Origin of the sequence: Gluconobacter sp. DsW_056, from assembly GCF_002153595.1 — a bacterium.
Taxonomy (GTDB): domain Bacteria; phylum Pseudomonadota; class Alphaproteobacteria; order Acetobacterales; family Acetobacteraceae; genus Gluconobacter; species Gluconobacter albidus.
In genome coordinates, this window is sequence record NZ_JOPF01000010.1 from 74,766 (window position 1) to 87,243 (window position 12,478).

A 12,478-nucleotide genomic window follows, 5' to 3' on the forward strand; every position below is an offset into this window, starting at 1 on the left:
CCTTGAGCGTTTTTAGGAACGCTCCATGTCTTTGTTATGGCTCCCTCATGCCGTTCGTCAGAGCAGGCGTGATCTTGTTGAACAGATACTGCATCACGGTCCGCTTTCCGACATCAATATCAGCCGTCAGGGACATGCCTGGCATCGGATGGAAGAACGAGGGCTGGCCGTGCAGTGTGTAACGATCAATCCGCAGACGGACACGATAGACACTCGAGCCGGTTGAATCTTCGGGAGAAGCGTTTCCACTTGCACCCGCCCCGCCGTTACCGCCCTGCGACGACGGCGTGAAGGCATCGGCACTGATGATACGGACCGTTGCTTCCGCACCGCCATACTGGTCATAGGGGAAAGTCGCGAATTTCAGGAGCGCATGATCTCCGACCTGAACGAAGCCAACGTCCTGCGACCGCATCACGGCTTCCATCTCCAGCCCGTATCCCGTGGGAACAAGGGTGATGAACTGACCCGCTGACTGCAGGACGGAGCCGACCGACCCCTGCCCGATGGTCAGGACGATACCGTCTTCCGGCGCCCGCAGAAGAACCAGGTCCTGACGAAGACGCGCTTTTTCAAACGAACTGCGGTACTCCGCCAGATGGTGCCCGGCTTCCGTCAGTTCCGAATAGATCTTGGCCTGCCAGTTACCGATATAGCCTTCACGCTCGGCCTTCATGGCGGCCAGCTTTTTTTCAGCCGAATTGGCGCTCTGCTGGGCAGCAATTTCCGAACGCTCGGCTTCCATCAGATCGGTCTGGGCCCCGAGGGTCGACAGGCGGGAGCCCACCTGATCGGCCTGTTCGCGCTGACGCATTTGCAGAACTTCGGACGCAACGCGCATCTTGCTGCCATACATGGCCGCATTGGCACGATAACCCTGAATATCGCTCTCAAGACCTGCGATCTGCTGATCGTAGTTGTCGACATGCCCCTGATATTCGGTCTTGCGGCGCAGGAATGCGGCTCCCTGCTCCACGGATGCGGGCTCGTTCAGATCGACTTTGTATTCCTGCCCGGCGGCTTCCGCTTTCAGACGGTCATACTCGGCCTGATAGGCATCACGCTGCACCCGCATGTTCGTGATGTCAGCTTCGGTTACGGTCGGATCGAGATGGGCAAGCACCTGACCCTTCTTCACGAAATCGCCAACCCGGACGTCAATCGAGCGGATGATCGCCGTTTCCAGCGGCTGCACGACGATGGTCGGCTGCGTGGAGATCAGACGACCGGGCGTCGAGACAACACGATTGATCGGAAAGAGCGCCATGGCTGCCAGAGACGCCATGAACAGGCCTCCGATCAGGAGGATGACGTAACGCGCCGAGGGTGTGGCTGGAAGATTGACCAGCCCTGCCGTCGGCGAGTGGAATTCCAGAAGTGCCAACGGAATATCGTCAGGCGCAAACGGATCCGTAGCGGTACGCGGAATGTGCTGGTTGAAGTCTTCGTCGGTCTGCCGGGGCGTCCGGTCATCCTTCGGGATCATGTCGGAAGAGCTCATGATTACTCTCCTTCAGTCAGTTGCCCGGCAGAGCCAGGAACGTCGTTGTCTGTCATGTGCCGGTTCTGCTGGAGCCAGAGCATGCGGTAGATCTCGCAGCGTTCGAGCAGAACCCTGTGCGGTGCGATATCGACCAGTTTGCCCTTGTCCATAACGGCGATCTGATGACAGTTCACAAGCGAGGACAGACGGTGGGAGACGATCACCATCGTACGCCCCTTGCCGATCCGCTGCAGATTGGCGTTCACGAGCGCTTCGGATTCCGGATCCAGAGCCGAAGTCGCCTCGTCGAGAATCATGAGCTTCGGATCACTGATGACAGCACGGGCAATTGCAAGCCGTTGCCGTTGTCCACCGGAGATATTGGTCGAACCTTCCTCGATCCATGTATCGTAACCGGCAGGCATGCGTTCAATGAACTCTTCTGCGCCTGCAAGACGGGCGGCGCGGATGGCGTCGTCAATCGTCAGTCCCGGGCGGCCAGCCGTGATGTTGTCGCGAATGGTACCGCGGAACAGGAAGTTGTCCTGAAGCACCACACCGAACGAACGTCGCAGATGAGTCAGATTGATTTCCCGCAGATCCACACCGTCAAGACGCAGATAACCGGTATAATTGCGGCTCACACCCTGCAACAGACGGGTGATCGTCGACTTGCCGGACCCTGAGCGTCCCACAAGACCGAGCATCGTTCCCGCCGGGATATCGAACGTCACATCGTTCAGGGCTTTGCTGGTCGATCCCGGATATGCGAAATCGACACTCGCGAAAGACAGCGCGCCCTTGATGACGGGGCGCATCCCACTTGTCAGCGCCTTGGTTTCCGTAGGCTGGTTCAGAACCGTTCCGGCCTCGCCAAGAGAAACGCTGACTTCGTTGAATGCTTCCATCAGTCTGGCAAGATTGACCAGCGGACTGGCAACCCGCCCGCCCAGCATCATAAAGCCCATCAGAGCACCAGCCTGAATTGAACTTGCATTCGTGAGAATCAGGTAGGCACCGATCAGGATGATGCCGCGGTTGATGAAAATTTCAAACGGCATGGCAAGCGTCTGCGGCCAGCTGCTCATGCGTCCGGCCGCCAGCTTCCAGCGGACCACTTCGGCCGTCCGGTCATCCCAGATCTCGCGTCGCGTTGATTCCAGGGCGAGTGTCTTGACCGTCCGGATACCGGCCACCGTCTCGTACAGGACAGAGCCACGCTTCATTTCCGCAAAAACCTGCCGGCCGATGGTCCGCGTGACGGGGGGCAGGAAGATCACCACGATAAGACCGATGCATCCGGCCGCAGCCAGTGTCATCCAGGCAAGGGTAGCGCTGATGACGAAGAGTACGGGAAGGATCACGACAAGTGTGAAAAGATCCAGCAGGGTTGTCATCAGCTGGCCGGTCAGAAAGTCCCGGACCTTGAAAATGGCCATGAACCGGCCAAGAATTTCACCCGTCTGTTCGCGTTCGTAGAATTCGAGCGGCAGGGCCAGCAGCCGGTTGAAGGCATGCAGCGAAATCCGGGCATCCAGACGGGTGGAGAGAATCAGGGAAAGCTCGCGCCGGGCATAGGTCAGCAGGATTTCATAGAACGACAGGATGATGACAAACCCACTCAGCGAGATGAGGGTCGCCATGGAATGGTAATTCACCACCCGGTCGACAACCTGCATCACGATCAGCGGCGGAAAGACCTGAAGAATGCTCAGCACCATCGAGGCAAAAGCGATGTCCCGCATGATCTGCTTTTCGCGGAGCACCATTTTGACGAACCACAGCAGGTCGAACTTGGCGTCGGCTTCGGATTCATCCCGGCGGCGTTTGACCAGCAGGACATCGCCGGTCCAGACCTGCATGAGCCGCAGTTCATCGACCGGAACCGGCGCATCCCCGTCTCCGCCCATCGGATCACGCAGCCAGACCACGCCCTTTTCGGCATCGGCACGGACCATGAGACCGGCCGACCCGTCCTTGAACATCAGGACGACAGGCGGGGCATTGCGGATCTTGACCAGGTAGCGCCACCGAAGACGCATCCCCTTGGCGACGGCGCCCTGATCGTTCAACCATCTCGCCAGAGTGGCGGGGGACGGTGAATCCTCCCCCGGCTCGGCCGCAAAATCGCGGATATCCAGTTCCAGGCCGTGATAACGGGCTGCGGCCAGCACGGCATAAAGCCGGATGACGGTCGGACTGACTCTTCCGCCCGGGCCTGACAAGCTCTGGGTATGCTCCACGAAATGTCCTCTATGCTGTTGTCGCGCCAAGGGCGGACCAAAGGGCGGCACCAAAGGCAGGAACGCCAGTTCGTCTTCTCATGAATAGAGAAGACTCTCTTTTCCGTCACCACCCCTACAGGCCGGAACGGAAAAATACCTGACGCCAGCATAGTCCAGAAGGATCAAAAACTCATTAACAGCTTCAGGAACAGTCCAGTCTTGCAGGCGTGTTTTTCCTGTACCCGCAATGCCGAAAACCCATTACTTCGTCGTATAGCCACCATTGACCAGGATAGTCTGTCCGGTCATCCACCAGCCGTCCGACACCAGGCAACGGACGATCGGAACAATGTCTTCAATATCAGTCAGACCCGTGCGGCTCAGCGACGAGAGGGCTGCTGCGCTCTTGTGATAGGCCACTGCTTCCGGCGCTTCCTGACCATAAAAGAACGGCGTGTCCATCGGGCCCGGCCCAATGGCATTGACCGAAATACCCCGGCTTCCGAACTCCTTCGACGCCGCGCGCGTCACATGCTCGACGGCAGCCTTGGAGCCTGCATAGGTTGAATAGAACGGCGTGTAGGCGCCCAGCAGGGACGTGACGATCGTGAGCAGCTTGCCGTTGTCGTTCAGATGACGTCCGGCTTCCTTGATGAAAAAATAGGCTGCCTTCGCATTGACCGCGAACATCTCGTCATATTCTTCCTCGGATGTCTCGAGGATTGGCTTCTTGAGGACTTTTCCGGCCGTGTTGATCGCAATATCCGGCCTTCCAAAGGCTGTGACGACCTCTTCGAACAGTCTGGAATTCGCCCCAGCGGTCGTCAGATCGGCCTGAAACGCTCGTGCCTGAACACCCCGTTCAGTGAGCGCCGCCACCGTTGCGTCCGCATCCGCTTTCGTGGCGGCGCTGTTGTAATGAATGGAGATGGCGGCCGCGCCCTGAGCGGCAAGGTCCAGAGCAATCAGCCTGCCGAGATTTTTGGCGCCCCCCGTGATGAGAGCGGTTTTTCCCTTGATGCTGTGATCGGCCATGAGAGGATGTCCTCGCGATGATGGATGATGACAGGGACTATGATTTGTCGGTAAATCCCGAAAAAGTCTGAAATTCTGATATCATCTGTCAGAATTTTCGAACAAAACACGGGAGCAATCATGGACCGGATCGACCTGCTCCGCATTTTCATCCGGGTTGCGGAAAGCGGCAGCTTCACGCATGCGTCCGATACGCTCCAGATGCCCCGCTCCACAGTCTCGACAGCCATTCAGGAGCTGGAAAACCGGCTCGGCACGCAATTGCTGGCCCGCACGACACGCTCGGTCCGCCTCACCGATGACGGGCAGATGTTTCAGCAGACGGCGCTGCGGCTTCTGGGCGATTTCGAAGAGGCCGAAAACCAGTTCCGCCTCCACAGCTCGCAGACCCGCGGCCATGTGCGGGTCAACCTGCCCAGCCGGATCGGGCGGCTGGTGGTCGCCTCCGCCCTGCCCGCATTTCTGGAGCAGTATCCTGGGCTGGATATTGAGCTCGGAATGACGGATCGCAGCATCAATCTGGCCGAAGACGGAACGGATTGCGTGCTCCGGGTCGGCCCCTTGCAGGATTCGAGTCTGATCGGACGCAGGCTCGGCCTTCTGCCGGTTTTCAACGTCGCAAGCCCGTCCTATCTGGAGCGCTTCGGCATTCCCCGGACGCCGGATGACCTGTCGGCCCATCAGGCCGTTCTCTATGCCTCCCCTTCCACCGGGCGGATCGAGGCCTGGGAATGGGAGCAGGACGGGCGGGAAGAAAGCCGCGCGGTTCAGGGGCGTGTGACGGTGAACAGCGCGGAAGGGGCGGTTGCCTGCTGTCTGGCCGGGCTCGGCCTCGCACAGCTTCCGGCCTATGACGTCCTCCCCCATCTCCGCCGTGGAGAACTCGTGGACGTCCTGCCGCAATGGCGGGCCGCGCCGCTGCCGATGACGCTGCTTTTCCCTCACAGGAAACATCTTTCCCGCAGGCTCGAGGTCTTTACGGACTGGCTGACGGGGCTTCTGGAGCAGCACTGCTTTCCGGATGACTTCCCGGGCTGAATCCGGAGGACGGGTCTTTCCTTTTCATCCTGCCTGGGCCATCTAAAGACAGACTTTTCCAGTCCTGATTGGATCTCCGATGCAGCTCTCCCGCATCTATGCGTCCCTGCCCGAACAGTTTTCCACTCCCCTCACGCCGGCGCCGCTCCGCAATCCGCAGATCGTGGCCCTGAACGAGCCTCTGGCGCGGGAACTGGGGCTGGACCCGGACTGGCTCCGCAGCCCGGCGGGACTGGCGTTTCTGGGTCAGGGAAGCCGCCCCGATGGCGCGCCTCCGGTCGCAATGGCCTATGCGGGGCATCAGTTCGGGCATTTCGTCCCAAGCCTCGGGGACGGACGGGCGATGCTGGTCGGGGAAGTCACAGATCGCGCGCAACAACTTCGGGACATCCATCTCAAAGGCTCCGGGCCGACGCCGTTTTCACGACGCGGGGACGGACGGGCGGCTCTGGGGCCGGTCCTGCGGGAATATGTGGTGAGCGAGGCCATGCACGCGCTCGGCATTCCGACCACGCGCGCGCTGGCCGCCCTGACAACGGGCGAAAGCGTGATGCGCGAGACGATGCAGCCCGGCGGCGTCATCGTGCGGATCGCGTCCAGCCATGTGCGGGTCGGAACGTTCCAGTATTTTGCGGCACAGGGAGACACACGGAGCGTTCGCATCCTCGCGGATCACGTCATCGGGCGTCTGTATCCGGAGTTGTCGGAGGCCGAAAATCCCTATCTGGCGCTGCTGGACGCCGTCACGGCACGTCAGGCGGACCTGGTGGCGCGGTGGATGCTGGTCGGGTTCATTCATGGCGTCATGAACACGGACAACATGTCCATCGCGGGCGAAACCATTGATTTCGGCCCCTGCGCCTTCCTCGATGCCTATGATCCGGCAAAGGTTTTCAGCTTCATCGACCAGAACGGTCGTTATGCCTACGGAAACCAGCCCGACATGGCCCTGTGGAACCTCGGACGGCTGGCGGAGACACTGTTGCCGCTATTGGACTCCAACCATGAAAGGGCTGTTGAACAGGCCAAAAGCGTGCTGATGCGCTTTGATGGCGTCTTCAACGAAACCTATCTCAGCGGCTGGCGCAGAAAGCTGGGGCTGGCTTTGGAAGAAGACGGGGATGCCCGGCTGGCGGGGCGACTGTTGACGGCCATGCATCGCGGAGAGGCGGATTTCACGCGCACATTCCGCAGACTTGGGGACGCCGTACGAAGCGGACGGACTGAGGACATCGTGTCGCTGTTCGGGCCGGGCTCGAAGATTGAAGAGTGGATCAGGGACTGGCAGGCGCGGCTGGATCGGGAAGAGCGCTCCGCAGAGGCCTGCCATGCCGACATGCAGGCCACGAATCCGCGCATCATTCCGCGCAATCACCGGATCGAGGAGATGATCCGCTCAGCCGTGGCGGGCGATTTTGCGCCGTTCCATCGTCTGACCGAAGCGCTGTCACATCCCTTCAAAGACGGGACGGACGGGTTTGAGACGCCACCGGCAGCTCATGAGCAGGTAAAAAACACCTTCTGTGGCACCTGATGCGCCACAGAACGACAGATCAGGCGGGCTGGGGCGTCAGCAGTCGACTGCGGTTGAACAGGCTTTTGACCTGGGCATAAAGCGCGCCAAAATCCGGCATGCAGGCATTGTGCAGCGCGCGCACGCTTTCATGCGTCGCATAAAACCGCAGGGTGTTCAGGCTTCCACACATGATGGCCGTTCCCAGAAAGACGCCATCAACATGAATGACCTTGGAACTCAGCATTGGTCTTCAACCTCGTCATGGCTCCCGCGTCGGGAGCACAGAATGTTTCCACGTTCCACACGGGCCCGGCTTCTGGGCTCCACCGATCCGGAACGCGTCACTAACGGGGCTCATGCCACATCGTTGCTTAATGGAACGTGACCTTTTTATGATACGGCGTGCCGTCTGCGGAACGATCCTGCCACTTCCCCAAGGCCCCACAGGGCGCGGGGGATGGACTCACCCCCGGCCATGCGGGAAAACGCAAACCATGTCTCGCAAAGCTCCTTCCGCTTCCCACACTGCCGCTGACCTGCCCCATCTGTGGCTGCCCTACACCCAGATGCAGACAGCCCCTTTCCCTGTGAAAGCCGTCCGCACCTCCGGCAGCCGGATCACGCTCGCGGACGGTCGCGAGCTTGTGGACGGCGTGGCCGCCTGGTGGACGGCATGTCACGGCTATAGCCACCCGCACATCCATGAAGCACTGGTCCGTCAGGCCGGGCAGATGCCCCATGTGATGTTCGGCGGGATGGTGCACGAACCGGCGATCCGTCTGGCTGCGCGGCTGGCGGCGATGCTTCCGGGGGATCTGGAGCGCGTGTTCTTCACCGATTCCGGATCGGTCGCGATGGAAGTCGCGATCAAGATGGCCGTACAGTACCACATCAACCGCGGAACCACGGGCCGGACAAAGATCCTGTCTTTCCGGGGCGGGTATCACGGGGACACGCTGGGCATGATGTCCATCTGCGACCCCGAGGAAGGCATGCACAGCCTGTTCGCCGGCGTCTTGCCTGAACAGGTTCTGGCCGATCTGCCCGTGGATGCGGACAGTCTGGTGCGGCTTGAAGCCCTGCTGGCGGAACGCGGCGACAGCATCGCAGCGATGGTCACGGAGCCGCTGGTTCAGGGCGCAGGCGGGATGCTGTTCCATGACCTGGAGGTTCTGCAACGTCTGCGCGACCTATGCGACAGGCATGGCATCCTGCTGATCCTCGATGAAATCTTCACCGGCTTCGGCCGCACAGGGACAATGTTCGCCTGCGAACAGGCCGGGATCGTGCCGGATATCGTAGCCCTTTCGAAGGCTCTGACGGGCGGCACCATGGCGCTGGCGGCCACCGTAGCCCGGCGGCATGTCTTCGAGGCGTTCCTGTCCGACAGCGCCGGGCACGCCCTGATGCACGGGCCGACCTTCATGGCCAATCCACTGGCCTGCGCGGTCGCCAACGCCTCGCTGGACCTGTTCGAGTCCGAGCCGAGACTGGAGCAGGTGGCGGCGATCTCGGCCCAGCTTGCGCGGGAACTGGAGCCCTGTCGAACGCTGCCCGGCGTGAAGGACGTGCGTGTCCTCGGCGCAATCGGCGTGGTGGAGCTTGAAACGCTGGACGATCCCGACGCCTTGCGCCGTGCCTTTGTGGAACGTGGCGTCTGGATCCGGCCCTTCCGCAACATCGTCTATCTGACGCCCGCTTTTACGATCACACCCGAAGAAGTCACACGCCTGACGACAGCCATCGTGGACGTGTTGCGGGAGGCCGCATGAGCCTGTTCGACAACCATTTCACAGCCGCCCTGAGCGAACGCGACGCCGCCGGAACACGCCGGACCCTGCGCCCGGTGGTCCGGCAGGACGGCATGATCGTCCGCGGCGGGCGGCGGATGCTGGATGTGTCGTCCAACGACTATCTCGGGCTGGCGGATCACCCCCTGCTGCGTGAACGGGCAGCGGACTGGGCGCTGCGCTTCGGGACAGGCGCGCGCGCCTCCCGGCTGGTCAGCGGAACGCTGGACCTGCACCGGCAGGTCGAGACGAAAATGGCAGCCTTCAAGGGCTGTGAGGACGCGATCCTGTTTGCGTCGGGCTGGCAGGCCAATGCGTCCGTCATGCCCGCTCTGTGTGCGCTCTCCGTCGCCCGAACAGGCGCGTCGGCGCTGGTGTTTTCGGACCGCCTGAACCATGCCAGCCTGCATCATGGCTGCGCGGCGGCGGGCGTGCGGCAGATCCGCTTCCGGCATAACGACCTGTCCCATCTGGAAAGCCTGCTGGCCCGCGAGGCCGAAAAACCCGGCCTGCGGATGATCGTGACGGAGAGCGTGTTCTCCATGGACGGAGACCGGGCAGACGTTCCGGCGCTGCGGGCACTGGCGGACCAGGCGGGCGCGTTTCTTTATATTGACGAGGCCCATGCGACCGGCGTTCTGGGACCGAAAGGTCGCGGCCTGTCCTGTGGGATGGCCGATCTGACGATGGGCACATGCAGCAAGGCGCTGGGCGGGATGGGCGCCTATATCGCGGGCTCGAAACCGCTCTGCGACTATCTGGCGAACCATGCCTCGGGCTTCATCTACAGCACGGCCCTGCCCCCTGCGGTTCTGGGCGCGATTGATGCGGCGCTGGATGTGATACCCGGTCTGGACGCAGAACGCGCCCGGCTGCTCGGACAGGCAGAGCGGCTCCGGACCATGCTGCACGGCGCTGGACTGTCCACGGCGGACTCCACGACCCAGATCGTGCCCGTGCTGATCGGGGAGTCCGAACGCGCCATGACAGTCGCCGCCCGACTTGAGGAAGCCGGGTTCCTGACCGTGGCCATCCGCCCGCCGACGGTCCCCGCGGGAACCGCAAGACTGCGGCTGGCGCTCCATGCCGGACTGGAGGATGCCGCGATCGACCGCCTCGGACAGGCCGTCATCGCTCTGACAAGAGACGTTGCATGACACGCGCGCTCTATCTCGTTCACGGCTGGGGCTTCGATATGTCCTTCTGGGCACCACTGCTGGCGCATCTGCCGGACGTGAACGCGCAGGTCGTGGATTGCGGTTATTTCGCCTCTGAAGATCGCCCTGCCCTGCCCGACATGCCGTATCTGGCGATCGGTCATTCCGCCGGATCGCTGGCGCTGCTGGGGCAGGATCTGCCGGGATGTGAGGGGCTGGTGTTTTTCAACGGTTTTCCGCGTTTCACCGCCGCCGCCGATTTCCCCAACGGCACACCCGAACGGGTTCTGACGCGGATGCGCGCACGCCTGAAACGCGATCCGGTCGCCGTATTGCACGATTTTCGGGCCCTTTGCGGAACAGAGGCGCCCCTCCCCGGTGCGCCGGATGTGGACGCGCTGGACCGGGGGTTGGAGGCGCTTCAGCATCAGGACCATCAAACGCGGGCAGCCGACTGGGGAAACAGGCTGCACTGGATGACGGGCACGGACGATCCATTCGGAGCCTCGCAGGCCGGGTTTACCTCACCGGGAGAACGGGTCGCAGGCGGGCATCTCCTGCCCCTCACCCATCCCGGACTCTGCGCGGACTTCGTGCGACGGAGGCTCGATGACGCGCCCTGACGTTCCCGACGCCGCCCTGCGCCGCAACAGCATCGCCGCGCGCTTCGATGCAGCCGAGGGCTATGACGCCGCCGCATATATCCAGCGCCGCTGCGTCACCGCTCTGATGGAGCGCATCCAGACGGCAACGGCGGAGCAGACCCCTGCCTCCATTCTGGAATTCGGCTGCGGCACAGGCTTCCTGACAGCCCGGCTTGCCGACCATTTCCCGCAGGCCTCCCTGCTGGCGAGCGATCTGGCCCCCGGCATGATCGCACGGGCCAGGCAGCACCTTGCTGAAAAATCCATCCGTTTTCACGTCATGGACGCCGAACATCCTGACGTTTCGGGACGGTTCGACCTGATCGCCTCCAGCCTGTGTCTGCAATGGTTTTCCAACAGGGCCGAGGGGTTACGCCGGCTCTGCGACCTGCTCGCGCCACAGGGGCGGCTGATGGTCGCGACCCTCCTGCAAGGCAGTCTGGACGAATGGAAACAGGCCTGTCTGGCGGAAGGCGCGCCCTGCGGCGTGCCGGACTATCCGTCCGTCCCGACCGTGGAAGCGGAATGGCCCGGCAGCGGTGTGGGGACATGGGAGGTGCTGACCCTGCACGATCCTGTCGGCAGCGCGCGGGCGTTCCTGCGGGGTCTGCGGCAGATCGGGGCGTCCCTGCCCCGCCAGGACAGCACGCCGGCCAGCATCGCAGCCCTGCGCAGGGCCATGCGTCATTTTGATCGCACGAGTTCCGGCGTGACCTACCGGATCGGCATCGGGACGTTTGTAAAGACGGAAAGAACAGAGCCATGAGGGACATCTCGACGAACTGGCAGCGTGGCGTCTTCGTCACGGGAACGGATACCGGCATCGGCAAGACTCTCGTCAGCGCCATTCTGTGCCGCGCCTGGAACGCCACTTACTGGAAACCGCTCCAGACCGGACTTGCGGACGAGGACGGCGATACGCCGACCGTGCGGGAGCTGGCCGGTCTGCCTCCGTCCCGCATCATCCCGCCCGCCTACGCGTTTCAGGCCCCGCTCGCTCCGCTGGCGGCAGGCGATCTGGAAAACATGACGGTCAATCCGGGACGGCTCGTCCTGCCTCAGGTATCGGGGCCGCTTGTCGTGGAAGGCGCGGGCGGGCTGATGGTGCCGGTGCGTGAGGACATGATGATCGTGGACCTGATCGGACGTCTGGATCTGCCGGTCGTTCTGGTCACGCGCAGCGGGCTGGGGACGATCAACCATACCCTTCTGAGCCTTGAAGCCCTGCGCCGTCGCGGTCTTCCGGTTCTGGGAGTAGTTCCGGTTGGGCCGCCCAATCCGGGCAATGAACGCGATATCGCACGCTTTGGCAAAACGCATATCCTGTTCCGGGTTCCGCAGCTTGACGCGATAACGGAAACAGTCATATCCGGATTATCCGGTCACGTTCCGTTACTTGATGTCTTGCAGCAACAGATTTCACAATAATGTGTCATCTCGGACGCATGCCATAAAAAGGCCGCGTCAGCCCTTGTGAAATAGCATCTTCGTCATAGAAGGACTCTTCGCAACGCAAGGCTTCCGGCGTATCGCTGGAACATCGGGCTTCGTTTCGGAGATGCCGACAGAAACTGGGATATTGGGAAAAGT

Annotated in this window: 11 protein-coding genes; 7 read left to right on the forward strand and 4 right to left on the reverse strand. The window is 61.9% G+C overall.

Annotation, left to right across the window (positions count from 1 at the left end; translation table 11 throughout):
- Positions 1-34 precede the first annotated feature (34 nt).
- The 3 genes from HK22_RS10015 to HK22_RS10025 all read right to left on the reverse strand — a co-directional run bounded on the left by HK22_RS10015 (position 35) and on the right by HK22_RS10025 (position 4,743).
- Positions 35-1,501: an HlyD family type I secretion periplasmic adaptor subunit gene (locus HK22_RS10015; RefSeq protein WP_062027830.1), complete on the reverse strand. Its 1,467-nt coding sequence runs from the start codon at positions 1,499-1,501 to the stop codon at positions 35-37.
- A gap of 2 nt (positions 1,502-1,503) precedes the next feature.
- Positions 1,504-3,654 (reverse strand): peptidase domain-containing ABC transporter, encoded by a 2,151-nt coding sequence (locus tag HK22_RS10020; RefSeq protein WP_062108131.1) that lies wholly within the window; start codon positions 3,652-3,654, stop codon positions 1,504-1,506.
- A gap of 315 nt (positions 3,655-3,969) precedes the next feature.
- Positions 3,970-4,743 carry an SDR family oxidoreductase gene (locus HK22_RS10025; RefSeq protein WP_086649169.1) on the reverse strand — a complete coding sequence of 258 codons (774 nt, stop codon included), beginning with the start codon at positions 4,741-4,743 and terminating at the stop codon, positions 3,970-3,972.
- A gap of 120 nt (positions 4,744-4,863) precedes the next feature.
- Here HK22_RS10025 and HK22_RS10030 point away from each other — a divergent pair, with 120 nt between their 5' ends.
- Positions 4,864-5,781 (forward strand): LysR family transcriptional regulator, encoded by a 918-nt coding sequence (locus tag HK22_RS10030; protein WP_086649170.1) that lies wholly within the window; start codon positions 4,864-4,866, stop codon positions 5,779-5,781.
- A 79-nt stretch (positions 5,782-5,860) separates the two neighbouring features.
- A complete protein-coding gene (locus tag HK22_RS10035; RefSeq protein ID WP_086649171.1) occupies positions 5,861-7,315 on the forward strand; it encodes a YdiU family protein in 1,455 nt (484 codons plus the stop codon).
- A 19-nt stretch (positions 7,316-7,334) separates the two neighbouring features.
- On the opposite strand, the gene HK22_RS10040 is transcribed toward HK22_RS10035, so the two are convergent.
- Positions 7,335-7,541, reverse strand: coding sequence for a hypothetical protein (locus HK22_RS10040; RefSeq protein ID WP_062027824.1), 207 nt, complete (start codon positions 7,539-7,541; stop codon positions 7,335-7,337).
- Between the two features lie 250 nt (positions 7,542-7,791).
- On the opposite strand from HK22_RS10040, the gene HK22_RS10045 reads away from it, so the two are divergent.
- From HK22_RS10045 to bioD, 5 genes are read left to right on the forward strand one after another with little or no spacing between them, the layout of a single operon-like run.
- Complete coding sequence (locus HK22_RS10045) at positions 7,792-9,069, forward strand: adenosylmethionine--8-amino-7-oxononanoate transaminase (protein WP_086649172.1); 1,278 nt, start codon at positions 7,792-7,794, stop codon at positions 9,067-9,069.
- Positions 9,066-10,244, forward strand: coding sequence for an 8-amino-7-oxononanoate synthase (locus HK22_RS10050; RefSeq protein WP_086649173.1), 1,179 nt, complete (start codon positions 9,066-9,068; stop codon positions 10,242-10,244). Before HK22_RS10045 ends, HK22_RS10050 begins: the two co-directional genes overlap by 4 nt.
- Complete coding sequence (locus HK22_RS10055; protein ID WP_086649174.1) at positions 10,241-10,867, forward strand: biotin synthase; 627 nt, start codon at positions 10,241-10,243, stop codon at positions 10,865-10,867. The genes HK22_RS10050 and HK22_RS10055 overlap by 4 nt, the downstream gene beginning before the upstream one ends.
- A complete protein-coding gene (locus HK22_RS10060; RefSeq protein ID WP_086649175.1) occupies positions 10,854-11,654 on the forward strand; it encodes a methyltransferase domain-containing protein in 801 nt (266 codons plus the stop codon). The genes HK22_RS10055 and HK22_RS10060 overlap by 14 nt, the downstream gene beginning before the upstream one ends.
- On the forward strand, positions 11,651-12,316 hold the full coding sequence (gene bioD, locus HK22_RS10065; protein ID WP_086649176.1) for a dethiobiotin synthase: 666 nt from the start codon (positions 11,651-11,653) through the stop codon (positions 12,314-12,316). Before HK22_RS10060 ends, bioD begins: the two co-directional genes overlap by 4 nt.
- Positions 12,317-12,478: the final 162 nt, after the last annotated feature.